23 protein-coding genes and 1 pseudogene are annotated in these 23,493 nt (G+C 74.3%); 14 read left to right on the top strand and 10 right to left on the bottom strand.

Translation table 11 applies throughout. From position 1 onward, the window contains the following. Nucleotides 1-152 precede the first annotated feature (152 nt). Nucleotides 153-896 carry an SseB family protein gene (locus tag KSNIM_RS07935; protein ID WP_263102511.1) on the top strand — a complete coding sequence of 248 codons (744 nt, stop codon included), beginning with the start codon at nucleotides 153-155 and terminating at the stop codon, nucleotides 894-896. Between the two features lie 160 nt (nucleotides 897-1,056). Here KSNIM_RS07935 and KSNIM_RS07930 read toward each other — a convergent pair whose 3' ends face one another. Continuing rightward, nucleotides 1,057-1,428 (bottom strand): DUF1844 domain-containing protein, encoded by a 372-nt coding sequence (locus KSNIM_RS07930; RefSeq protein ID WP_030268655.1) that lies wholly within the window; start codon nucleotides 1,426-1,428, stop codon nucleotides 1,057-1,059. 419 nt (nucleotides 1,429-1,847) lie between these two features. On the opposite strand from KSNIM_RS07930, the gene infC reads away from it, so the two are divergent. The 9 genes from infC (at nucleotide 1,848) to KSNIM_RS07885 (ending at nucleotide 11,430) form a co-directional block, all read left to right on the top strand. Next, nucleotides 1,848-2,585, top strand: a complete 738-nt coding sequence (gene infC / locus KSNIM_RS07925) for a translation initiation factor IF-3 (protein WP_263107864.1) — start codon at nucleotides 1,848-1,850, stop codon at nucleotides 2,583-2,585. Between the two features lie 129 nt (nucleotides 2,586-2,714). Further along, the gene (rpmI, locus tag KSNIM_RS07920; RefSeq protein WP_263102510.1) at nucleotides 2,715-2,909 is read left to right on the top strand and encodes a 50S ribosomal protein L35; all 195 of its coding nucleotides are present in this window, start codon (nucleotides 2,715-2,717) and stop codon (nucleotides 2,907-2,909) included. 103 nt (nucleotides 2,910-3,012) lie between these two features. Next, complete coding sequence (rplT, locus tag KSNIM_RS07915) at nucleotides 3,013-3,399, top strand: 50S ribosomal protein L20 (protein ID WP_263102509.1); 387 nt, start codon at nucleotides 3,013-3,015, stop codon at nucleotides 3,397-3,399. Nucleotides 3,400-3,563: 164 nt separating this feature from the next. Continuing rightward, entirely contained in the window at nucleotides 3,564-4,439 is an 876-nt protein-coding gene (locus KSNIM_RS07910) for a TrmH family RNA methyltransferase (protein ID WP_263102508.1), read from the top strand. 47 nt (nucleotides 4,440-4,486) lie between these two features. Further along, nucleotides 4,487-5,590: an ATP-binding protein gene (locus KSNIM_RS07905; protein ID WP_263102507.1), complete on the top strand. Its 1,104-nt coding sequence runs from the start codon at nucleotides 4,487-4,489 to the stop codon at nucleotides 5,588-5,590. Between the two features lie 233 nt (nucleotides 5,591-5,823). Beyond that, nucleotides 5,824-6,945, top strand: coding sequence for a phenylalanine--tRNA ligase subunit alpha (gene pheS, locus KSNIM_RS07900; protein ID WP_263102506.1), 1,122 nt, complete (start codon nucleotides 5,824-5,826; stop codon nucleotides 6,943-6,945). Continuing rightward, complete coding sequence (gene pheT, locus KSNIM_RS07895; RefSeq protein ID WP_263102505.1) at nucleotides 6,945-9,458, top strand: phenylalanine--tRNA ligase subunit beta; 2,514 nt, start codon at nucleotides 6,945-6,947, stop codon at nucleotides 9,456-9,458. Before pheS ends, pheT begins: the two co-directional genes overlap by 1 nt. Before the next feature lie 261 nt (nucleotides 9,459-9,719). Beyond that, nucleotides 9,720-10,598 carry a chitosanase gene (locus tag KSNIM_RS07890; RefSeq protein ID WP_263102504.1) on the top strand — a complete coding sequence of 293 codons (879 nt, stop codon included), beginning with the start codon at nucleotides 9,720-9,722 and terminating at the stop codon, nucleotides 10,596-10,598. Nucleotides 10,599-10,695: 97 nt separating this feature from the next. Then, entirely contained in the window at nucleotides 10,696-11,430 is a 735-nt protein-coding gene (locus KSNIM_RS07885; RefSeq protein ID WP_263102503.1) for a hypothetical protein, read from the top strand. A gap of 449 nt (nucleotides 11,431-11,879) precedes the next feature. Here the strand turns inward: KSNIM_RS07885 and KSNIM_RS07880 are convergent, their stop codons facing one another. The 3 genes from KSNIM_RS07880 to KSNIM_RS07870 all read right to left on the bottom strand — a co-directional run bounded on the left by KSNIM_RS07880 (nucleotide 11,880) and on the right by KSNIM_RS07870 (nucleotide 13,643). Next, nucleotides 11,880-12,335: a hypothetical protein gene (locus KSNIM_RS07880; protein WP_263102502.1), complete on the bottom strand. Its 456-nt coding sequence runs from the start codon at nucleotides 12,333-12,335 to the stop codon at nucleotides 11,880-11,882. A 101-nt stretch (nucleotides 12,336-12,436) separates the two neighbouring features. Beyond that, nucleotides 12,437-12,664: a hypothetical protein gene (locus tag KSNIM_RS07875; RefSeq protein WP_263102501.1), complete on the bottom strand. Its 228-nt coding sequence runs from the start codon at nucleotides 12,662-12,664 to the stop codon at nucleotides 12,437-12,439. 109 nt (nucleotides 12,665-12,773) lie between these two features. After that, nucleotides 12,774-13,643, bottom strand: a complete 870-nt coding sequence (locus KSNIM_RS07870; RefSeq protein ID WP_263102500.1) for a 3-hydroxybutyryl-CoA dehydrogenase — start codon at nucleotides 13,641-13,643, stop codon at nucleotides 12,774-12,776. Nucleotides 13,644-13,875: 232 nt separating this feature from the next. Between KSNIM_RS07870 and KSNIM_RS07865 the strand changes: the two genes are divergently transcribed. Continuing rightward, entirely contained in the window at nucleotides 13,876-14,694 is an 819-nt protein-coding gene (locus KSNIM_RS07865) for an SDR family NAD(P)-dependent oxidoreductase (protein ID WP_263102499.1), read from the top strand. A gap of 9 nt (nucleotides 14,695-14,703) precedes the next feature. Here KSNIM_RS07865 and KSNIM_RS07860 read toward each other — a convergent pair whose 3' ends face one another. The 5 genes from KSNIM_RS07860 to KSNIM_RS07840 form a co-directional block, all read right to left on the bottom strand. Beyond that, a complete protein-coding gene (locus tag KSNIM_RS07860) occupies nucleotides 14,704-15,714 on the bottom strand; it encodes a ketopantoate reductase family protein (RefSeq protein WP_263102498.1) in 1,011 nt (336 codons plus the stop codon). Between the two features lie 63 nt (nucleotides 15,715-15,777). Beyond that, entirely contained in the window at nucleotides 15,778-16,542 is a 765-nt protein-coding gene (locus KSNIM_RS07855; protein ID WP_263102497.1) for an alpha/beta fold hydrolase, read from the bottom strand. After that, nucleotides 16,535-17,398, bottom strand: a complete 864-nt coding sequence (locus tag KSNIM_RS07850; RefSeq protein WP_263102496.1) for an arylamine N-acetyltransferase family protein — start codon at nucleotides 17,396-17,398, stop codon at nucleotides 16,535-16,537. The genes KSNIM_RS07855 and KSNIM_RS07850 overlap by 8 nt, the downstream gene beginning before the upstream one ends. A 60-nt stretch (nucleotides 17,399-17,458) precedes the next feature. Continuing rightward, nucleotides 17,459-18,112, bottom strand: coding sequence for a GNAT family N-acetyltransferase (locus tag KSNIM_RS07845; protein ID WP_263102495.1), 654 nt, complete (start codon nucleotides 18,110-18,112; stop codon nucleotides 17,459-17,461). 92 nt (nucleotides 18,113-18,204) lie between these two features. Next, on the bottom strand, nucleotides 18,205-19,182 hold the full coding sequence (locus KSNIM_RS07840; protein ID WP_263102494.1) for a DMT family transporter: 978 nt from the start codon (nucleotides 19,180-19,182) through the stop codon (nucleotides 18,205-18,207). A gap of 113 nt (nucleotides 19,183-19,295) precedes the next feature. On the opposite strand from KSNIM_RS07840, the gene KSNIM_RS07835 reads away from it, so the two are divergent. Further along, entirely contained in the window at nucleotides 19,296-20,678 is a 1,383-nt protein-coding gene (locus KSNIM_RS07835) for a PLP-dependent aminotransferase family protein (protein WP_263102493.1), read from the top strand. A gap of 363 nt (nucleotides 20,679-21,041) precedes the next feature. Here KSNIM_RS07835 and KSNIM_RS07830 read toward each other — a convergent pair. After that, nucleotides 21,042-21,554 (bottom strand): annotated as a pseudogene (locus KSNIM_RS07830) (GNAT family N-acetyltransferase); the annotation flags it as partial. A 169-nt stretch (nucleotides 21,555-21,723) separates the two neighbouring features. On the opposite strand from KSNIM_RS07830, the gene KSNIM_RS07825 reads away from it, so the two are divergent. Further along, on the top strand, nucleotides 21,724-23,307 hold the full coding sequence (locus KSNIM_RS07825; protein WP_263102492.1) for a serine/threonine-protein kinase: 1,584 nt from the start codon (nucleotides 21,724-21,726) through the stop codon (nucleotides 23,305-23,307). Then, nucleotides 23,307-23,493 (top strand): hypothetical protein (locus tag KSNIM_RS07820; RefSeq protein WP_263102491.1); only part of this gene is annotated, 187 nt, incomplete at its 3' end. The genes KSNIM_RS07825 and KSNIM_RS07820, both read left to right, overlap by 1 nt.

Raw genomic sequence — 23,493 nt, 5'->3', positions numbered from 1 at the left:
TGCGCTGCCGGCGGCGGCGCCGGCTGGCCGCGGTTCGGGTCCGTCGGGCTGAGGTCGTGCGGGCGATCCTGGGCCGGACTCCTCGGGGTCAGGTGAGTCCGGGGTGAGCACCGTCTGAGAAGCCGGACATATGGGTGGCATACCCTCGACGGGTGGAGCGCAAGAACATTCCGAACCCCGGATTCGCCGACGACGACGGCACCGCCGACCCGCGCCTCGTCCGGGCCCTCGACGCCTGGGCGCAGGACCCGTCGCAGGAGCCCGAACTCCTCGAGGCCCTCACCCCGAGCCGGCTGATGGTGCCGATCGTCGCCCTGCTCGGCGAGGTCGAGACCGACGCGAACGGGCTGAAGCACGAGAAGACCAGCGACATGGCCGTCCCCGTGATCGAGGCCCCCGACGGGCGGCGCGCCCTGCCGGCCTTCACCTCGCTGGAGACCATGGCCCGCTGGCGAGCGGACGCCAGGCCGGCACCGGTCGCCGCCCCGCAGGCCGCGATGGTGGCCTTCTCGGAGCGCGCCGACACCCTGCTGGTCGACCCGGCCGGGCCGGTCACCTTCGTGCTGAACGGGGCACGGCTGCGGGCCGTCGCCGAGAACCGCCGGTACGTCCGGCCGGCCGCCGATCCGGACGTGCACCGGGCCCTGCGGGAGCTGCTCGCGGCGGAGCCGGCGGTGGCCCGTGGGTACCTGCGGCCGGACGGCGACGCGGACGCGGTGCTCGCGCTGGTGCCGGCGGCCGGGGCGGGGGAGGAGGAGCTGCGGGGCGCCGTCGACCGACTGGTCGCGGGACTCTCCGGCGACGCCACCCTCCGGGTCCGCCTAGACCGGGGCCTCCAGCTCGCCGTGCTCCGCACGGACCTCCCCGAGGAGCCGTTCTACACCGTGGGGGAGTAGGGCGAACGACGAGGGGCGCGGGGAACTGCGCGGGACGGAAGTGACGGTGTCGCGCCTTCCGCCTCGCGCAGTTCCCCGCGCCCCTCAGGGGTCACCCACTCGAAGCGGGCGAGCCCCTGTTCCGGGTCCGCCCCGTGTGTCAGGAGCAGACCGGGCCGTGTCAGGAGTAGACCGGGCCGGTGAACTTCTCACCGGGGCCGGCGCCCGGGGCGTCCGGGACGACCGAGGCCTCGCGGAAGGCGAGCTGCAGGGAGCGCAGCCCGTCCCGGAGCGGTGCGGCGTGGAAGTTGGAGATCTCGGGGGCTCCCGCGGTGACCAGCCCGGCCAGCGCGGTGATCAGCTTGCGCGCCTCGTCGAGGTCCTTGTCGGCCTCGCCGCCCTCGGCGAGCCCGCACTTGACGGCGGCCGCGCTCATGAGGTGGACGGCGACGGTGGTGATCACCTCGACCGCCGGGACCTCGGCGATGTCGCGGGTGAGGTCGTCGAAGCCGACGGCCTGCTCGTCGTCGTGCTCGTGGGGCTGGCTGGTCAAGGTGGCTCACTCCGTCTGGCCGGTGGACGTACACAGGGAGCGTACAAGGCGGCGTGACCGGGGCCGGAATAACGGTGTCCACCGAAACGCTGCTATGCTTCGAGACTGACCGGCCAGGAGTCCGTAGGGACACCCGGCCAGCAAGTGGAGGCTCCACCCAGGAGGCCCGAGAGGGCAACCGCGACAGTCTCCCACCTGATCGGCCCCCGGGTCGACGGGTCCGGTCCGCGACGTACGCCGTCAGGTGTGCGCTCGCCAGCGGTGTCCCGCCAGGGACACCCCGGTTGTGTGGAGCCCCGCCTGTACCGTGCGGGGCTTTTTTCGTGCGTTCGGTGCCTTTTCGGGCAGCGGAGCATGAATGAAGCCCCGCCCAGTGGTCGAAACCACGACGTGCGACCGCCGCCCGACGGCCGCACTGAATTAGGTGCAACCGAGGAGGCCCCATCAGCACCGAGCCCCGCATCAACGACCGGATTCGCGTCCCCGAGGTGCGACTCGTCGGTCCCAGCGGCGAGCAGGTCGGCATCGTGCCGCTTGCCAAGGCGCTGGAGCTTGCCCAGGAGTACGACCTCGACCTGGTCGAGGTTGCGGCGACCGCACGGCCGCCGGTCTGCAAGCTCATGGACTACGGCAAGTTCAAGTACGAGTCGGCCATGAAGGCCCGTGAGGCGCGCAAGAACCAGGCGCACACGGTCATCAAGGAGATGAAGCTCCGGCCGAAGATCGACCCGCACGACTACGACACCAAGAAGGGTCACGTCGTCCGGTTCCTCAAGCAGGGCGACAAGGTCAAGATCACGATCATGTTCCGCGGTCGTGAGCAGTCCCGCCCCGAGCTGGGCTTCCGACTGCTGCAGCGTCTCGCGGAGGACGTCCAGGACCTGGGCTTCGTGGAGTCCTCGGCCAAGCAGGACGGCCGTAACATGATCATGGTTCTCGGCCCGCACAAGAAGAAGACCGAGGCGATGGCCGAGGCGCGTGCCCTCGCGGACGCCCGCAAGGCCGAGCGTCAGGGCCGCACCCCCGGTGCCGCCGCGGACGCCCAGGCCGACGAGGTCGAGGAGGCCGTCGAGGAGGCCGCCGAGGCCGTCGAGGCCGTCGAGGCCGCGCCCGCCGCCGAGGTCGAGCAGCCGGCCGACACCGAGCAGGAGAGCTGAGCCGAAAGGCCCGGCCCCGCACGGACGGCCACATCGGCCGGGGCTCCCGCCCCGGCCGGGAGATCAATCCACTCCCGGCCCGCACAGCAGTGTGCGGGCCGGGGCGGACCGACGAGGAGATACGGCGACATGCCGAAGCAGAAGACGCACAGCGGCGCCAGCAAGCGCTTCAAGATCACTGGCTCCGGGAAGGTGCTGCGCGAGCGTGCCGGCCGTCGCCACCTCCTGGAGCACAAGCCCTCGACGCTGACCCGCAAGCTGGCCGGCAACGCCGAGATGGCCCCCGCCGACGCCAAGAAGATCAAGAAGCTTCTCGGCAAGTGATCGCCCGCCCGCGGCACCCCCGCGGGACCGGCTGATCCTTCCCGACCCAATCGATTGACGGACCGCCAGGAGCCATCCGCGGTCCAACCCAAGGAGTAATCAAGTGGCACGCGTCAAGCGGGCAGTCAACGCCCACAAGAAGCGCCGGGTCATCCTCGAGCGGGCCAGCGGTTACCGCGGCCAGCGCTCCCGCCTGTACCGCAAGGCCAAGGAGCAGGTCACCCACTCGCTCGTCTACAACTTCAACGACCGCAAGAAGCGCAAGGGCGACTTCCGTCAGCTCTGGATCCAGCGCATCAACGCTGCGGCCCGTGCCAACGGCATGACCTACAACCGCTTCGTGCAGGGCCTGAAGGCCGCGGGCGTCGAGATCGACCGCAAGATGCTCGCCGACCTGGCCGTCAACGACGCCGCCGCGTTCGCCGCGCTCGTCGAGGTCGCCAAGAAGGCGCTGCCGGAGGACGTCAACGCCCCCAAGGCCGCCGCCTGATCCAGGCGAAGCCTCGGTAGTTGAGCTCTTCGGGCCCGCAGGTTCACCACGCCTGCGGGCCCGATGCGCATTCCGGGCCCTGCGGCCCGCCGGGCGCCGGGCCGTGGCGCCCGCGCACCGAGTACGCCTCCTCAGAGTCGTCAGAGTCCTCAGAGAACGAGAGCATGCAGAGCACCGACACCCCCCTGCTCACCTCCCTGCGCTCCCCGCGCGTCGTCGCCGCGCGCCGGCTGGCCAGGCGGAACCAGCGCGGCAAGGACCGCCGATTCCTGGCCGAGGGCCCGCAGGCCGTCCGCGAGGCCGTGGCGTACGGGCGGCTGCCGGGCTCGGACGAGCACGCGGTGGTCGAGATCTACCTCACCCAGCAGGCGCTGGAGCGGCACGCCGACATCGCGGACGCCGCCCGCGCGGCCGGGCTGCCGCTGATCACCGCCACCGAGGAGGTGATCGCGGAGATCTGCGACACCGTCACCCCGCAGGGCATCGTCGCGCTGTGCCGCTTCATCGACACCCCCTTCGAGGAGGTGCTGAAGTCCCGGCCGCGGCTGGTCGCGGTGCTCGCCCACGTCCGCGACCCCGGCAACGCCGGCACCGTACTGAGGACGGCCGACGCCGCCGGTGCGGAGGCGGTGGTGCTGACCGACGCCTCGGTGGACCTGTACAACCCGAAGGCCGTCCGGGCCTCGGTGGGCAGCCTCTTCCACCTGCCGTTCGCCACCGGGGTGCCGATCGCGGAGGCCGTCGCCAAGCTGCGCGGGGCCGGGGTGCGGGTGCTCGCCGCGGACGGCGCGGGCGAGCGCGACCTCGACCAGGAGCTCGACGAGGGCACCCTCGGCGCGCCGGTCGCCTGGGTCTTCGGCAACGAGGCCTGGGGCCTGCCGGAGGAGACCCGCGCACTTGCCGACGAGGTGGTGCGCGTGCCCATCCACGGACACGCCGAGAGCCTCAACCTGGCCACGGCCGCCGCCGTCTGCCTCTACGCCTCGGCCCGCGCGCAGCGCTCGCCCGGAGGGTGTCGCACACGGCCGCAGGAGCGCTAGGGTCGGCCTCGGCGGGGAGCACGGTGGTGGGTCAGGGGAGGACACCCATGGTCGGCAGCGGGGCGGAGCTGGACCCGGACGACCTGCCCGACGGTCTGGTCGTCGCGGACGCCGTCGGCCGGGTGGTCTGCTTCAACCGGGCCGCGGCCCGGCTCACCGGGCGACGCCCCGACGCGGTGCTCGGCGGCCCGCTGGAGGACGCCCTGCCGCTGGAGGACCTCGACGGCCGGCGCTGGTGGAAGCTCACCGACCCGTACGGCGGCCTCGCGGTGCGCACCGGCCAGCCCGAGCGGAACCTGCTGCTGCCCGGCGGCTGCGAGGTGCTGGTCTCCGCCCGGTACGTCCGGGAGCGGCCCGGCGGCCCGGTGCAACGGGTGGTGGTGGCCCTGCGCGGCACCGAGGCGAGGCGGCGCACCGAGCGCAGCCACGCCGAGCTGATCGCCACCGTCGCGCACGAGCTGCGCTCGCCGCTGACCAGCGTCAAGGGGTTCACGGCGACCCTGCTGGCCAAGTGGGAGCGGTTCAACGACGGGCAGAAGCGGGTGATGCTGGAGACCGTCGACGCCGACGCCGACCGGGTCACCCGGCTGATCGCCGAGCTGCTCGACATCTCCCGGATCGACGCGGGCCGGCTGGAGGTCCGCAAGCAGGTGGTCGACCTGGCGGCGGCCGTCCGCCGGCACGTGGACGGCAAGGTGGCGGCCGGCATCCCGGCGGAGCGCTTCGACATCCGGGTCGCCGAGGGACTGCGCCAGCAGTGGGCAGACCCGGACAAGATCGACCAGGTGCTGGCCAACCTGCTGGAAAATGCCGTGCGGCACGGCGAGGGGACTGTCACCATCGAGGTGGCCCCCGCCGTCGAGATCGTCGAGGCGGCCGGCCGGCAGCATCCGGGCACCCCGCCGAGGACGGTGGAAGGGACAGCGGTCACCGTGAGCGACGAAGGCAGCGGCATCCCCGAGGAGTCGATGCCGCGCGTCTTCACCCGGTTCTGGCGCGGCTCCAAGCGCGGCGGCACCGGTCTCGGCCTGTACATCGTCAAGGGCATCGTGGAGGCGCACGGCGGCGTCATCCGGATCAGCCGGGCCCCCTCGGGCGGCGCCCGGTTCCGATTTATCCTGCCCGCGGGCGTGCCGGACTTCATGCTGTAGGTCCGCGCCCGGCGGGCTCCTCGCGCACACGGCCACGGACGGCGAACCGGCCGTCGGCGTGCTGCGACTACACTCGACCTTTGGCGTTGTGGGACGCCCTGCGCGGCCGTGCCGCGGCCACCCCTCCCGGCACCTCCCGGCACCGGTCAGGGGCTGCCCGTGTTCCGGCCACGCCGGGCGTAGCGCAAGGGCGAGCCATCCACTTCACGAGCAGGAGCACGGGAAAGATAGAGATGTCGGCACCCAACAAGTCGTACGACCCGGTCGAGGTCGAGGCCCTCAAGCCCGAGGTGGTGGAGCAGGCCCGGGACGAGGCGTTCGCCGCGTTCGCCGCCGCCGCCGACCTCGACGCGCTGAAGCAGGCCAAGGTCGCCCACACCGGCGACCGCTCGCCGCTCGCGCTCGCCAACCGTGAGATCGGCGCCCTGCCGCCGCACGCCAAGGCGGCGGCCGGCAAGCTGATCGGCCAGGCCCGCGGAGCCGTCAACCAGGCCCTGGCGCGCCGCCAGACCGAGCTGGAGGCGGAGCGGGACGCCCGCGTGCTGGTCGAGGAGGCGGTGGACGTCACCCTGCCGTACGACCGCGCGCCGCGCGGCGCCCGGCACCCGCTCACCACCATGGCCGAGCGCATCGAGGACACCTTCGTGGCCATGGGCTACGAGGTCGCCTCCGGCCCCGAGGTCGAGGCGGAGTGGCTGAACTTCGACGCCCTCAACCTGCACCCGGACCACCCGGCCCGCTCCATGCAGGACACCTTCTTCGTGCAGGCCCCGGACGGCTCCGCCGACTCCGGCGTGGTGCTGCGCACCCAGACCTCCCCGGTGCAGATCCGCACCATGCTCGACCGCCAGCCGCCGCTGTACGCGGTGAGCCCCGGCCGGGTGTACCGCACCGACGAGCTGGACGCCACGCACACCCCGGTCTTCCGCCAGGTCGAGGGCCTCGCGGTGGACGAGGGCATCACGTTCGCCGACCTCAAGGGCACCATCGAGGTGCTGGTCGAGAAGCTGATCGGCGGCCACCTCGAACTGCGCTGGCGCCCCTCGTACTTCCCGTTCACCGAGCCGAGCGCCGAGGTGGACCTGCAGTGCTTCGTCTGCCGCGGTGAGAGCGTCGGCAACCCGGACCGCCCGTGCCGCACCTGCTCCTCCGAGGGCTGGATCGAGCTCGGCGGCTGCGGTGTGGTCAACCCCCGGGTGCTGGTCGCCGCCGGTGTCGACCCCAACCGCTACAGCGGGTTCGCCTTCGGCCTGGGCCTGGAGCGAATCCTGATGAACCGCCACAACGTCGCCGACATGCGCGACATGGTCGAGGGTGACGTCCGCTTCACCCTCCCGTTCGGGATGGAGATCTGATGCGCGTCCCGCTTTCCTGGCTGCGCGAGTACGTCGACCTGCCGGCGGGCGAGACCGGCCGCGACGTGGCGGCCCGGCTCGTCCGGGCGGGCCTGGAGGTCGAGACCGTCGAGCAGCTCGGCGGCGATCTCAAGGGCCCGCTGGTGGTCGGCGAGGTGCTCTCCATCGAGGAGCTGTCCGGCTTCAAGAAGCCGATCCGGCACTGCTTCGTCAACGTGGGCGACGCGAACGGCACCGGCGAGCCGCAGGAGATCGTCTGCGGCGCGACCAACTTCCAGGTCGGCGACAAGGTCGTCGTGGTGCTCCCGGGCGCCGTGCTGCCCGGCCCCTTCCCGATCGCCGCGCGGCAGACCTACGGCCACACCTCGGCCGGCATGATCTGCTCCGCCCGCGAGCTCGGCATGGGCGACGACCACAACGGCATCCTGGTGCTGGAGTCGCACCTGGAGCCCGGCACCGACGCGATCGAGCTGCTGCAGCTCGTCGACGAGGTGCTCGACATCGCCGTCACCCCGGACCGCGGCTACTGCCTGTCCATGCGCGGCGTCGCCCGCGAGGCCGCCGCCGCGTACGGGCTGCCGCTGGCCGACCCGGCGCTGCTCGACGTGCCGCCGGCCAACGCCTTCGGCTACCCGGTCAAGGTCGCCGACCCGGCCGGCTGCGACCGTTTCGTCGCCCGCACCGTCACCGGCGTCGACCCGGCCGCGAAGTCCCCGATCTGGCTGCAGCGCCGCCTGCAGAAGTCCGGCATCCGCCCGGTCTCGCTGACCGTCGACATCACCAACTACGTGATGCTCGAGGTCGGCCAGCCGCTGCACGCCTACGACCGGGGCCGCGTCCAGGGCACGATCCTGGTCCGCCGCGCGGAGGAGGGCGAAACCCTCACCACGCTGGACGGCATCAAGCGCAAGCTGTCCGCCGAGGACCTGCTGATCTGCGACGACTCCGGCCCGATCGGTCTGGCCGGTGTCATGGGCGGTGCCACCACCGAGATCATCGACCCGGTGCTGGACCCGGAGACCGGCGAGGTCACCGGCTCCACCGAGGTCGTCATCGAGGCCGCGCACTTCGACCCGATCAGCGTGGCCCGCACCGCCAAGCGCCACAAGCTGCCCTCCGAGGCGTCCAAGCGCTTCGAGCGCGGCGTCGACCCGGAGGCCGCCCGCGCCGCCGCGCAGCGCGCCGTCGACCTGCTGGTGCTGATCGCCGCCGGCACCGCCGAGGCCGGTGTCACCGACATCGCCGCCCCGCGCCCGATGCGCACCATCGCGATCGGGGCGGACCTGCCGGACCGCGTCGCCGGCACCGAGTACGGCCGCGAGACCGTCACCCGCCGCCTGCAGGAGATCGGCTGCAGCGTCGTCGGCGCCGACGTTCTCGAGGTCACCCCGCCGTCCTGGCGCCCCGACCTCACCGACCCGTACGACCTCGCGGAGGAGGTCATCCGCCTGGAGGGCTACGACAACGTGCCCGCCCGGATGCCCAACGTGCCGCCGGGCCGCGGTCTGACCGAGGCGCAGCGCTTCCACCGCCGGGTGGGCATCGCCCTGGCCGGTGCCGGCTACGTCGAGATCAACGCCTACCCGTTCATCGGCGAGGCCGCGTTCGACGGGCTCGGCCTGGAGAAGGACGACGAGCGCCGCCGCACGGTCAAGCTGGTCAACCCGCTCAACGACGAGGAGCCGGCGCTGCGCACCACGCTGCTGCCGGGCCTGCTCGGCGCGCTGCGCCGCAACGTCGGCCGCGGCAACACCGACCTGGCGCTGTTCGAGACCGGCACGGTCTTCCTGCCGAAGGCCGAGCTCACGGTCGCGCCGCGGCTCTCGGTGGAGCGCCGGCCGACCGAGCAGGAGCTCGCCGAGCTCAACGCCGCGCTGCCGGACCAGCCGCGCCGGGTCGCGGTCGCGCTGGCCGGCGAGCGCCAGCCGTCCGGCTGGTGGGGCAAGGGCGTGCCGTCCGGCTGGGCGGACGCGGTCGAGGCGGCCCGGACGGTCGCCCGCGCGGCCAACCTGGAGCTGACCGTACGGCAGGCACAGCGCGCCCCCTGGCACCCCGGCCGCTGCGCCGAGCTGCTGGTGGACGGCCGGGTGGTCGGCCACGCCGGCGAGCTGCACCCGCGGGTCGTCAAGGCGCTGCACCTGCCGGAGCGCACCAGCGCGATGGAGATCGACCTGGACCTGCTGCTCGCCGACGGCGTGCGGAAGGTGAGCGGCCCGGCCGTGTCCGCCTACCCGGTGGCGACGCAGGACGTCGCGCTGATCGTGGGCAGCGAGGTGCCGGCCGCCGAGGTCGAGGCCGCGCTGCGCGAGGGTGCGGGCGCCCTGCTGGAGTCGATCCGGCTGTTCGACGTCTTCACCGGCGAGCAGGCCGGCGAGGGCAAGAAGTCGCTCGCGTACTCGCTGCGCTTCCGTGCCGCCGACCGCACGCTGACCGCGGACGAGGCCTCGGCCGCCCGCGAGTCGGCCGTCGCGGCCGCGGCCGAGCGCACCGGCGCGGTGCTGCGCGGCGCCTGACGCCCCCGGCCCGACGGGCCCCGTTCCGGACTCCGCGTCCGGGACGGGGCCCGTCGGCGTTTCCGGCCAAGATCGCCAGGTGCCTTGTGCGGGCGGCGAGTTGGCGAACGTTAGGTGGGCCTTAAGGCGGCGTGCAGGTTGGCCCGACCCTCTTGCGGGTTGAATGCCATGGCCGCTTCAATCCTTGTTAGGAAAGTTTCCTAACCGGAGCGCCCCGGGCATCCCCATGCCTGCGCGCGAGTCGAGCCGACGGAGCGTCACATGTCCGCACAGTCCCGCACCGCCCGCACCAACCTCCGCACCCACCGGGCCCGCAGTCGGGCCGGCCGGACCGCACTCGCGGTCCTGCTCGCCGCCGTCCCGCTGACCGTCGCCACCGTGACCATCGGCGCGAACGGCGCCGGCGCGTCCGTGGTCACCGCCGCGTCGGTCGGCCTGGACGACGCCCACAAGAAGGACATCGCCATGCAGATCGTCTCCAGCGCGGAGAACTCCTCGCTGGACTGGAAGGCCCAGTACAAGTACATCGAGGACATCGGCGACGGCCGCGGCTACACCGCCGGCATCATCGGCTTCTGCTCCGGCACCGGCGACATGCTCGACCTGGTGGAGCACTACACCGACCTCAAGCCCGGCAACGTCCTCGCCAAGTACCTGCCCGCCCTGCGCAAGGTCAACGGCACCGACTCGCACAGCGGCCTCGGCACCGCCTTCACCAAGGACTGGGCCACCGCGGCCAAGGACGGCGTCTTCCAGCAGGCCCAGAACGACGAGCGGGACCGCGTCTACTTCAACCCCGCCGTCCAGCAGGCCAAGGCCGACGGCCTGCGGGCGCTCGGCCAGTTCGTCTACTACGACGCCATCGTGATGCACGGCCCCGGCGACAGCTCCGACAGCTTCGGCGGCATCCGCAAGGCGGCCATGAAGAAGGCCAAGACCCCCGCCCAGGGCGGCGACGAGGCCACCTACCTCAACGCCTTCATGGACGCCCGCAAGGTCGTCATGAAGAAGGAGGAGGCGCACGCCGACACCAGCCGGGTCGACACCGCCCAGAAGGTCTGGGTCAAGGACCGCAACTTCGACCTCAACACCCCGCTGAAGTGGAAGGTCTACGGCGACAGCTACCAGATCAACAGCTGACGCCGCGCCGGGCCCGGGGGCGGTCCCCCGATCCCCGTTCCCCGGGCCGCGGTAAATCGCACGACAGCGCGGACGGGCCGCTGTTAGCCTCCCGTCCGTGGCGAAACTCAACCAGATCATCGCAGTCGAAAAGGGCGTCAAGTCCAAGTCGTTCCAGGAGCTGACGGCGGCCCACCACGGCCTGCAGAAGCCCGCCCTGCTCGCCGGGATCTCCCGTACGTACCAGCCCAAGGACGAGGAGGGCGAGCAGCTCCCGCCGGAGTCCACCCGCGTGCAGGTGCGCGCCGAGGACATCCTGCGCGACACCGCCGCCTCGCTCACCCGGCTGTTCGACGTGACCGCCACCAAGGACCACGCCAACTGCGCCGCCCGCGCGGACGTCGTGGTCGACGGCCGGCCGCTGCTGACCGACGTGCCGGTCACCTACCTGCTCTTCCTGGAGAAGCAGCTCACCGATCTCTACACCTTCGTCCGCAAGCTGCCGGTGCTGGACGCCTCCGAGTCCTGGACGCCGGACGCCTCCACCGACGCGTGGAAGACCGAGCCGGTGCGCACCATCCGGACGAAGAAGGTGCCCCGCAACCATGTGAAGGCGGAGGCCACCGAGAAGCACCCGGCCCAGGTCGAGGTGTACTACGAGGACATCGCCGTCGGGTACTGGACGACCGTCAAGTTCTCCGGTGCGCTGCCCGCCCGGCGGGTCAACGAGCTCGTCCAGCGGGTCGAGAAGCTGCAGCAGGCGGTGCAGTTCGCCCGCGAGGAGGCCAACGCGACGGAGGTCGTCGACAAGCGGGTCGGCGACGCCGTCTTCGGTTACCTGTTCGGCCAGTAGCAGGCCGGACCCACGATCCCCCTCCTTGAGCGGAGGGGTGCGCGACAGCGCAGAAGCTGACACTGAAAGTGAAGCTGACACAGGGGTGACAGTGGAGGTTCGAGTCCTCCCCCCGGCACCACCGCGCCGGGGTGGCCCAAACGGCAGAGGCAGCCCCCTGAAACTCAGACTCTCGCTCAAGGCTCAGCATTCGCCGCCGAGCGCCGGATCGAACGGGTGCGGACGGAAAGCCTCGGATGCGGGTTCAAGTCCCGCCTGTGCCTCTCCCCTTGGCACGGTAGTTCAAAGGCAGAACACGAGGCTCTGAGATTGATCCGCAACCCTTAAACGTGCCGGCGCGCGCAATTGGGTGGCACCGCAGGGGCCCGGGAGCTGGATACCGCTCCCGGGCCCCGTCACGTCCGTCGTGTCACGTCCGCCGCGTCACTCCGCTGCACCACGCCGCCGTGTCACGGGCAGAGCGCCGCCTTGACGATCACCGCGATCATCTGGCCCTGCTGGTCGGTCACCTTCGCGCCGGTCGCCGCGAAGTAGGTGGTGGTGTTCTTCGCCACCGTCGCGTCGTCCTTGCCGGCCTTGATGTCCGCGCAGGTCTGCTGCGCGGCGGCAACGGTCTTCTGGTTGTCCGCGGCCAGCTTCGGGTCGATCTGCTTCAGGCCGGCGACCATCGCCAGCTGCGTCGGGTCGGCCGTGCCGGCCGCCTTGGTCGGCGCGGTGGGGGCCGCGGTGGACGCCGCCGGCGCCGGGCTGTCGGCCGCGGTCGGGGCGCTGGAGGCCGGGGCCGCCGCAGTGGCGGAGGACTTCGCCGGCTCGGCGGTGCCGCCGCCGTCGCTGCCGCACGCGGTGAGGGACAGGGACAGGGCGGCAGCGGCGGTGAGGGTGGTGACGATCATTCGAGTTCGCATGTCATCACCGTGTCAGAACGATCACCGTATGCCGAGGCCTGTGACCATGCTGTGACGGCGCTGTGCCACGGGAGTGGCGCAGGCCCGCCGGTCGGCGGGGGTCACCCGGCGGGAGCCGCCTCGTACTCGCCGAGCCCGACCCGGACGAGGTGGCCGGAGCGGCACAGCTCCATCAGGTCGCGCCGGATGATGTGCGGCTCCGGGGAGGTGTCGTACTGCGCCTCGGCCCGCCGCCAGTCCCAGCGGCCGCCCTCCTCCCGGATGGCGGCCAGCAGGCGCTGGCGACGGGCGGTGACGAGGACCCCGCGCGCGACGCTGATCCCGTTCAACTGGACTACCCCTGTGGTGAGCTGCTCGGGTGGCTGGAGACGGTGGTAAGAACGCGGCGCCCCGCCCGGAGGGGCGGCCCCGTGCGGGGGCGCCGCGGGCCCGGCCGGATCAGGCCGAGGCGGTGTAGTCGTAGAAGCCGCGGCCGGACTTGCGGCCCAGCAGGCCCGCGTCGACCATCCGGGACAGCAGCGGCGGCGCCGCGTACAGCGGCTCCTTGTACTCGTCGTACATCGAGTCGGCGATCGACACGATGGTGTCCAGGCCGATCAGGTCGCACAGCCGCAGCGGACCCATCGGGTGGGCGCAACCCGCCTCCATGCCCTTGTCGATGTCGGCCGCGGTGGCCACGCCCGACTCGAACATGCGGACCGCCGACAGCAGGTACGGCACCAGCAGGGCGTTCACCACGAAGCCGGCCCGGTCGCGGGCGCGGATCGGCTCCTTGCCGAGCGCCTGCACCGCGAACTCCTCCACCCGCGCGGTGGTCTCGGCCGAGGTGGTCAGCGTCGGGATGACCTCGACCAGCTTCTGCACCGGCGCCGGGTTGAAGAAGTGCAGGCCGATGACCTGCTCGGGGCGGGTGGTGGCGGCGGCCAGCTTCACGATCGGGATGGACGAGGTGTTGGAGGCCAGGATCGCGTCCCGGCGCTCGACCACCCGGTCCAGCGTCTCGAAGATCTGCACCTTGATGTCCTCGCGCTCGGCGACCGCCTCGACCACCAGGTCGCGGTCGGCGAAGTCGGCGAGGTCGGTGGTGAACGAGAGGCGGCCAAGCGCGTCGTCCCGATCCTCCTCGCTCAGCTTGCCGCGCCTGACGGCGGTCTCCAGCGAGTTGGTCAGCCGGGTGCGGCCGAGCTCCAGGGCCTCGCCGGTCGCCTCGGAGACGAGGACGTCCAGACCGGAGCGGGCGAAGACCTCCGCGATGCCCGACCCCATGAGGCCGCAGCCGATCACTCCGACGCGCGCGATGTCACTCACTCAGTTGCCCTTCACGGTGGTGCCGGGGGTTGCCCGGCGAGGTGCTGTTCAGCGGCCCGGCGCCGGGGCTCGGTGGGCCCCACACGCGTGTCCTGGTCGACCGTACTACTCCCGGGCTCCGGACGGTGGCGCTGGGCCGTTCGGATGACCCCGGGCCCCGACCCGGCCGGGCGGCCCGGCCCCGCGCCGGGACCGGACCAGAATGCGGTGCAGCCGCAGGAGGGAGCACGCAATGGGGACGGGATCACTCGCCGGCCAGGTCGGCCTGGTCACCGGGGCCGGCCGCGGCATCGGCCGGGAGATCGCGATCGGCCTCGCCGCCGAGGGCATGATGGTCGGGCTGGTCGGCCGCACCCACGCCACGCTCACCGAGACGCTGCGCGAGTGCGTCAGGCACGGCTCCCGCGGGGTCGCGGTCAGCGCCGACGTCACCCGCCCCGGCAACGTCCGCGAGGCGGTGCGCACCGTGCAGCGCGACCTCGGCCCGATCGACCTGCTGGTCAACAACGCCGGCGAGATCGACCACGTCGAGGTGCCGCTCTGGGAGGCCGACCCCAACCAGTGGTGGCACGTGCTGGAGACCAACCTGCGCGGCCCGTTCAACCTGCTGCGCACCGTCCTGCCCGGCATGGTCGAACGCGGCGGCGGCCGGGTGATCAACATGAACTCCGGCTTCGCACTGCGCCCCGACGGCGTCTACACCGCCTACGCCACCTCCAAGGCCGCCCTGCTCAAGCTCTCCGACAACATCGCCGACTCGCTCGCCGAGCACCACGTGGTCGTGCTCGACATCAGCCCCGGTGCCGTCCGCACCGACATGACCGCCGCCATGCCGATGTTCGCCGACAAGAAGGACTGGGGCTCGGTCGCGTACATGGTGGCCGTCGCCGTGGACGCCGCCCGGGGCCGCTTCGACGCCCTGCACGGCCGGTTCGTGCACGCCGGCCGCGACGACCTGGAGACGCTGTGCGCCCGCGCCGCGGAGATCCGCGAAGCGGACGCCCGGACGCTGCGGCTGCGCCCGTACGGGCCGGACGACCCGGTGGTCTGAGCCGCCCGGTCACGCCTCGGCGAGCGAGGCCTCCAGCAGCTTCGCCAGCTCCGCCTCCGGCAGGCTGCCCGGGGCCCGGCCCTCCCGGGCGAAGGTGTTGGCCAGCCGCTGCAGTGCGGCGTTCAGCGGGGTCGGCACACCGTGCTGCCGGCCGAGCAGCACGATCTCGCCGTTGAGGTAGTCGGCCTCGATGTCCCCGGCGCCCCGGGCCAGGCTCTGCCAGGACGAGCCGCCGCCGCGGGTCTCCCCGTCGATCGGCACCAGGGTGACCCGGTCGGGCCCGGCGGCCTTCTGCTCCGCGCGGTCGGCCCGGCCGATCCCCGCCGCGGCGAGCACCGCCTCGCCCTCCTCGACCGTCCGCCGTGCCAGCGCGAGCCGCAGCTCGCCGTCGATCGGACCGCCCACGGCCTCCAGGGCGTTGTTCAGGTTGCCGAGCAGCTTGGCGTACTTCCAGCGCATCACGTCCGCGCTCACCGGGGCGTCGAAGTGCGAGCCCGCGAGGTCCGCGGCGATCCGCTCGGCGGTGTCGTCGCTGCCCCGCGGGAAGCGGCCGATGTGCAGCACGCCGCTGAGCGGACTGCCCTGGGCGAGGACCCGGCCCGGCTCCAGGTGCGAGGACGGCAACCAGACGCACACCCCGTACACGCGGCGGAAGCGGCGCAGCGCCAGGCGTTCGTTCTCGACGCCGTTCTGCGCGCAGAGCAGCGGCAGCAGTTCGCCCGCGGTCCCGCCGCCGGCCACCGGCCGGGCCGCCCACGCGTCCAGCAGCGGCAGCGAGTGCTGGGTCTTCACGGCCAGCACCAGGACGTCCCCGGGCCGCAGGTCCAGCTCCTCCGGGCCGCCGACGGCGGGGACGTCGAGGGTGCGGCTGCCCTCCGGGGTGGTCAGCCGCAGGCCGTCCTTGCGCAGGGCCGCCAGGTGGGCGCCGCGGGCGACCAGCACCACCTCGTGCCCGCCCTCGTGGAGCCGCCCGCCGACCGTCCCGCCGACCGCACCGGCGCCGATGATGATGTATCGCATGCCCCGACCCTGGCACGACCCCGACGGGACGCGCCAGGGGCCGCACGGCCGGCCGACACCCCGTCAGTGCGCCGCGGCGACGGCCCGGGCGAAGCCGTCCGGATTGTCGAGCATGATGTTGTGCCCGCAGTCGGGGACGGCGACCAGCCGCACCCCGGCCGCCGCCAGCCGCTCGGCCCCGTCCGGTGCGCCGTCCGCCGCCGGGTGGAGGAAGGTCCGCGGCAGCGGCAGGCCGAGCAGCAGCTCGCGCATGGTGGGCACGGTGGCGCGCACCAGGTGGACGGCGCTGCGGTGCAGGGCCGTCCGCCCGGCCAGCCGCATCGTCGACCACCAGTGCGGGCCGACGCCGTCGCGGACCTGCCGCCAGCCGCCGGCCAGGAACTCCTCCTCGGTGAACGAGGCGAGGCCGCTGCTGCCGCCGCCGGGCGGACCGGGCACCGGCACCGGGTCGAGGTTGGCGTCCACCAGCACCAGCCTGGCCACCAGCTCCGGGTGGCGGGCCGCCAGCACGATCGCGACGGCGCCGCCCATGGAGTGCCCGACCAGCTCGACGCCGCCCGCCCCGGCCGCGCGCAGAGCGGCGGCCAGCGCGTCGGCGTGCTCCTCCAGCGTGTAGCCGAAGTCCTCCGGGCGGTCGCTGAGACCAAAGCCCAGCAGGTCCACCAGCAGCGAGCGGCGCCCGGCGAGCAGCGGATGCAGGGCCGCCTCGGTGAAGTACGCGGGGGAGGAGGCACCGAGGCCGTGCACGAAGACCCGGGCCGGGCCGGTGCCGGGCAGCTCGACCCAGCGGATCCGGTCGCCGGCCGGGGTGACGGGAGCACTATGCACGGGCCGCCTCCGCCTCCGCCGCCCGCCACGCCAGGTGGACGCCGTGCACCTGCTGCCAGAGCGCGGACCGCCGCTCGGCGGGGACGTCGGACAGGTCCAGCCCGAAGTGCCCGGTCAGCAGGGCGAACCACTCCTGCTCGTCGGTGATCTCGCGGGTCTCCCGGCTCGCCGCGCCGACCTGCACCAGCAGACAGCCGCGCAGCGCCTCGAAGCCGTCGGCGCCGCGCAGCATCGCGCAGAAGACCTGGACGAAGGAGGACTCCGGCGAGGTCGACAGCCGGGTGTGCTCGCGCACGAAGTCCTCCGGCCCGGCGGGCTCCGGCGAGAACTCCATGCCCCGGAACGAGCCCTGCGGGTCGTGCTCCAGCCGCCAGCCGCCCGGCACCGCGGCGGACGGCGCCAGGCCGAAGCGCAGCGCGCCCTGCCGGTGCGTGCCGGCCCGCAGCGGCAGCGGCTCGTGCAGTCCGTCGCCGAGGCCGACGTCCACCAGCCAGGCCCCCTCCGCGGTGCGGACGGTGAGCGCCATGTGGTTCCCGGCCGCGCCGACCGGCTCCGGGTCGACCTGCCGCTGCACCCCGGCCACGTGCCGGGTGGCGTCGAAGCCCAGCGCCTGCAACAGGGCCGAGAAGGCGCCGTTGAGGTGGAAGCAGTAGCCGCCGCGGCCGCGCACGATCCGCTCCGCGGACTCGACCGGATCGACCGTCGTCGGACGGCCCAGCTGGATCTCCAGGTCCTCGTACGGCACCCGCTCGACATGGGCGCGGTGCAGGGCCGCCAGGGCGGCGGCGGTCGGTGCGGCCGGGCGCGGCAGGCCGAGGCGCCGCAGGTACCGGTCGACGAGATCGGGGCTCAGCATGCCGGGTTCACCATCTCCGTGGTTGCTGTTCGGTTCGACAACGGGACGCTCGCCGTCCGTTCACTCCTGCGGGGCGAGGCCGAAGTCCGGCAGGCAGGGCCCGAGCCCGGTCAGCTCGACCGCCGGGCGGTCCGTCCGCTCCCAGTCGGCGCGGCTCAGCCGCAGTCGCTGCGTGACCCGTGGCCGGCCCTGCACGTTGTCCCGCTGGACGCCGTCCGGCCGGTAGCCCAGCCGGGCCGACACCGCCAGCGAGGCCGGGTTGTCGGTGAACGCGGCCGAGGTCGCCTCCTCCGCGCCCAGCCCCGCGAAGGCCAGGTGCAGTACGGCCGACCGCATCTCCCGGCCGAAGCCGCGGCCCTGGTGGGCCAGGCCGAGCCAGGACCCGGTGCGCACCTCGCGGGTGACGGCGAACTCCTCGGCGCTCAGGGCCTGCACCCCGATCGGCCGGCCCCCGGCGAACACCACCAGCGTCAGCGCCCAGTGCTCCGGCGACCAGGTGCCGCGCCGCAGCCAGTGCTGCTGCACCACGGCCCGGGCGCGCTGCGCCGGGGGCACGTCCGTCCAGGCGCTCAGGAACGGCATCCGGTCGGGTTCGTGGAGGCCGGCGGCGGCCACGTCGCCCAGTTCGGCGAGCTCCTCGTCGGAGGGCAGCCGCAGTTCGAGTCGGCCGGTGCGCAGTCGCAGCCCCAGCAGAGGCCAGTGGTCGGTGAGCATTCCGGCATTCTGACCCGCCGTCGGGCCGCGCCGCACCCGGTTTCCGCCGTACCCGACCGGGTTCCCGCCGCCGTGCCGTGCCGAGGCCGTCCTCACCGCGCCACGGGCTCACCTGCCGCTGCGGCCCCGACCGCCGCGTGTCCGTCGTCCCCCGTCCGCCCGGTCCCCACGGAGGGCGGTACGGAGCGCCCGGCCGGCTCGGGCCGCCGCCCGCGCAGGCCGAGGAAGACCCCGACACCGACCAGCACCGCCCCCGACAGCTCGCCGGCCCGCGGCACCCCCTCGCCGAGCGCGGCCCCGGAGAGTGCGGCGGTGATCGGCACCAGGCCCGCGAACAGCCCCGCCCGCTCCGGACCGAGCAGCTCCAGTGCCCGGTACCAGAGCAGGAAGGCCACACAGGTCATCAGCACCGCCAGGTAGAGCAGCGCGGCCAGCTCCGAACCGTCCGGCACCCGCAGGGCAGCCCGCCCGTCCAGCAGCGCCGCCGCCCCGGCGAACATCGGCACCGCCAGCACCGTCACCCACGCCGACACCCCGACCGGCCCCAGCCGCGGCAGCAGCGGTACCGCCAGCAGCGAGAACCCCACCTCGCACCCGAGGGTGCCCAGCGCGAGGACCGTGCCGACCGCATCCCCCGCGCCGAACCCCTGCGCGGTCGCCGCCCCGGCCGCCACCACCCCCGCCGCCACCACCGCCCGCCGGCCCGGCCGGCGTCCGGCGAGCAGCGGCCCGAGCACCGCCATCAGCAGCGGCGCGGCCCCGACCACACTGCCCACCGCGGCCGGCCCCGAGTGCCGCAGCGCCTGCACCAGCAGCACGTTGAAGCCGACCAGTCCGGTCGCCGCCAGCAGCGCCAGCCGCCCCCACTCGCGCACCGTGGGCCGCAGTGCACCGGGCGCCGCCCGCAGCGCGAGGGGCACCAGCAGACCGGCCGCCAGCAGGTAGCGCAGCGCCTGGCCGCCCAGCAGCGGGTAACCGGCGAAGGCCGCGCTCACACCGGTCGAACAGCCGAGCATCGTCATCGCGGCCGCGCCGCGCAGGCCGCCGGAGGCGGTGGGGGAGAGAGGCATGACCGCCACGCTAGGAGGCGGGTGGTCCGCCGCCCAGGTCCACTTGAGCACCCCGTCCGTGGACCACTTCACGGCACCCGGCCCGGGTACCCTCGCGGCATGGAGGTGCCCCGGTGACCGAACTCCTGCTGCTGCTCGACCCGTCCCAGGGCAGCGGCCTCACCGCCCGGCTCACCGCAGCCCTGCGCGAGGCCGTTCGCCAGGGCCGCCCGCCCGCCGGCGGCCGACTGCCCGCCACCCGCACCCTCGCCCGCGACCTCGGAGTGGCCCGCGGCACCGTGGTCGAGGCCTACGCCCAACTCGTCGCCGAGGGCTACCTGGTGAGCAGGCCCGGGGCGGGCACCCGGGTCGCCGACGGCATCGCCCCGCCGCCGCCCGCACCGCCAGCAGGCCCGGCCGCCCCCGCCGTCCGGTACGACCTGAAGCCCGGCACCCCCGACCTCTCGCTCTTCCCCCGGGCAGCCTGGCAGGCCGCGCTGCGCCGCGCCCTCGCCTCCGCCGAACACACCGCCCTCGGCTACGGCGACCCCGCCGGCCACCCCGTGCTGCGCACCGAACTCGCCGCCCACCTCGGCCGGGTACGGGCCGCCGTGGCCGACCCCGGACGCCTCACCGTGGTCGGCGGCGTCGCCCAGGGGCTCGCCCTGGCGGCCCGTCAGCTCGTCCGCCACGGCCACCGCGCCATCGCCGTCGAGGACCCGGGCTCGCCGGGCACCTTCGGCCTGCTGCGCGCCCACTGCCTCGAACCGGTCGGCGTCCCCGTCGACGCGCACGGCCTGGACGTCGACGCGCTCGCCCGGACAGGCGTCCGCGCCGTCCTCGTCACCCCGGCCCACCAGTACCCGACCGGCGTGGTGCTCGCCCCCGAACGCCGGGCCACCCTGATCGCCTGGGCCCGCCGCGCCGGCGGCGTGGTCGTCGAGGACGACTACGACGCCGAGTTCCGCTACGACCGCGAGCCCGTCGGCTGCCTGCAGGGGCTCGCCCCCGACCTGGTCGTCCACCTCGGCTCGCTCAGCAAGTCGCTGGCACCGGGACTGCGCCTGGGCTGGGCCGTGCTGCCGGAGCCGATGGTCGAGGAGTTCCGCACCGACAAGCAGTACAGCGACCTGGGCTGCTCCGCCCTCGACCAGCTGGCCTTCGCCCGCCTGCTCGCCGACGGCGGCCACGACCGGCACCTGCGGGCGGTCCGCGCCCGCTACCGCGCCCGCCGCGACGCCCTGGCCGGGGCCCTCGCCCGGCACCTGCCGGACGCCGCCGTCCGGGGCGTGGCCGCCGGCCTGCACCTGTACCTCGACCTGCCGCCGGGCTGCGCCGAACGGCGCGTGGCCGAGGCCGCCGCCACCCGCGGCGTCCGGGTCGAACCGGTCGCCCCGACCCGCCTCACCGCCCCCGGCCCGCCCGCCCTCGTCCTCGGTTACGCCGCACTGCCGGAGCGCCGGCTCGCCCGGGCCGCGCAGCTCCTGGCCGAGGCCGTCGCCGAGGCCCGCTCCTGACCGCGGGCCCGTGCGGCCACGCCCCCGGCCCGCAGCGACCCGGGAGCTGTCGTCAACGGGCAGCCGGGCAGCCGATCTGGGGCGCGGCGCGGGGAACCGTGCAGCCCGGACCGGTGCTTCGACGGCACGGGCCAAGCCGCAGCCCGCACGGCGGCCCACACCTGAATGTGCGCAGTTCTCCTCCCAGCCCTCGGCCGGGAGGTGCCCCACGCGCCCCTTCTTGGGGCTGCCGCAACCTTTGAAGACGTCCGCGTTGTCGGCCCCGCGCGCTCAGCCCCGGGTGCGCCGCCGGAGTCTGAGCCGCCGCAGGGCGGCCCGCGCCGCGGTGCGCCGCCGCCCCGACGACGGCCGGTCGGTCGGGGCGAGTTCCTCCGCCAGCAGGTCCATCAGCAGGCCGTCGTGCCAGGTGCCGTCGGCCCCGCGTTCGTACTGCCGCATCACCCCGACCGGGCGGAAGCCGACCTTGCGGTAGCAGGCGATGGCGGGGGTGTTGTCGGCGGCCGGGTCGATCACCAGCCGGTGGTGGCCCAGTTCCGTGACGAGGTAGGTGGCGAGGGTGCGTACGGCGTCCGTCCCGAGACCGCGGCCGTGCACCGCGGGGTCGAGGTAGACGTCGATGCCGGCGTGCCGGTAGTCCGGCTCGTCCTCCTCGTGCCACTGGATCGCGCCGACCACCTGCCCGCGGTACTCCACGGCCAGCACCGGCGTCCGCTCGTCGGCGAGGTCCGACCGCACCTCGGCGACCATGTCGGGCCCGCCCCGCCAGCGGGCCCGCACCTCGGGCGTGGCCCGGATCCCGGCCAGCGCGGGTACGTCGGCGGGGGTCGCCGGGCGCAGGAGGACGGCGGCGCCGGGCAGGGTCGGCCTGGTCTGCATGCAGGCACGGTACCGGCCCGCGCCCGGGGTGACGGCCCGTCGGCGGATCCGGCACGACTTGTCCGGAGCAGCCACCACACGTCACCCCCCGACGGCATACTGTCGCCCGGCCGCCCGCGCGGCCGACCAGGGGCAGCGCAGGACGACAACGGTTGGGGGCCGCCGGGCCATGCAGGAGCTCCGCGGGGGAGAATCCCGCCGGATCGGCCGGTACGAGGTGCTGCGCCCGCTCGGCGCCGGCGGCATGGGCGAGGTCTTCCTGGCGAGGTCGCCCGGCGGCCGCCAGGTGGCAGTGAAGATCGTCCACCCGGACCTGCAGGACGACCCGGAGGCGCTGCCCCGGTTCCGCCGCGAGGTCGCCGTCGTCCGCGGGATGCGCAGCGCCTTCTCCGCCGCCCTGGTCGACGCCGAGACGGAGCACGCCCCGTACTGGCTCGCCACCGAGTACCTGGCCGGCCCCACCCTGGCCGCCGCGGTCGCCGCGTACGGACGCCCGCTGCCGGCCGCGACCTGCCGGCGGCTGCTCGCCGCCCTCGCCGAGGCGGTCGCCGACGCGCACCGCCAGGGCGTCCTGCACCGGGACCTGAAGCCCTCCAACGTCATCCTCGCCGCCGACGGCCCCCGGCTGATCGACTTCGGCATCGCCCGCAGCCCGGCCCACACCGCGACGGGCGACCCGCAGCGGATCGCGGGCACGCTCGGCTACCTCGCCCCCGAGGTGCTCTCCGGCCGCGAGCGCGGCGGTCCGCCCGCCGACGTCTTCGCGCTCGCCGGCACGGCCGCGTTCGCCGCGACCCGCCGTCCCCCGTTCGCCGGGAACGGCGCACCCGCGCTGATCTACCAGGCGGTCGCCGGCGGACTCGACCTGGACGGCGTGGAACCGGAGTTCGCCGCCCTGTTGCGGCGCTGCGCCGCGCGCGAGCCGGCCGACCGGCCCACCGCCGCGGACATCGTCCGCGACCTGAACGTCGACGGCTCGCTGGTCGACGACCCGGTCTACCGGGAGCTGACCGGCGGCGCCGGCACGACCGCGCCGGACGGCGCCCCGGCGGGCGTGCCCGGCACCGTGCACGTCCGCCCGCCCGGCCGGCTGACCTCGGCCGTCGGCGGCACCTCGGCCGTCCTCGGCGCCGCCCTCGCGCTCGTCCTCTCGCTGGCCGCCGGACGGCTGCCGCCCGCCGCACCCGGCGCCGCCGCCACCTCGGCCGCCACCTCGGCCGCCACGACCTCGCCGAAGCCCGCGCAATCCGCGACAGGTTCCACCACGCCCCTGACCGGCGCCGACGGCCGCCCCGGCCCGGTCGCCCCGGAACGCATCCCCGTCGCCGACCGCGACCTCGCGTACTCCTCCGCGAGCGACCGTTGCAACCACCCTGCCACCGGCGACGGCACCCCGATCGACGGGCCCTACACCGGCGACTGGACGTTCCCCCGCGGGCCGGACGAGAACCGCAAACGGCTCTTCGGCTCGCTCCGGCAGAGCGAGGACGGCCGGCCCGAGTACACCGTCGTCGAGATCCGCACCCCGGCGCAGTCGGCCGCCCACGAGCACCCGGCGGCCCAGCTCAGCAAGGTCCTGAAGGTCGGCCGGCCGGACGGCGGTATGCCCCCCGAGAGCTTCGCCGCGTACCCGGAGGACTTCCCCGGTGCGGCCGCCCTCGACCGGAAGGGCGACTGGACGGTGGTGTACTACAAGGTCCGGCCGGACGGATCGCTCGTCTCCAGCACCTGCGGCGGATTCAGGATCGGTTGATGACAGACCTCGTACGCCCTTCGGGCGGCGCCACCATGACCGCCGGCGCCCGCCGCCGACTGGCCGCCGTCGGCACCGGCAGCGCCGCCGCGGCCTTCGCGCTCACCTGGATCGCCGCCCCTGCCCTGTGGCCCGCCACCGGTGCCGGCGCGGGCGGCCGGCCGAGCCCCGCGGCGAGCAGCCCCG

Source organism: Kitasatospora sp. DSM 101779 (assembly GCF_025655475.1).
Taxonomy (GTDB): Bacteria; Actinomycetota; Actinomycetes; order Streptomycetales; family Streptomycetaceae; genus Kitasatospora.
Note: the sequence above shows the minus strand (reverse complement) of the source record. Positions and strands in the feature narration are given on the sequence as shown.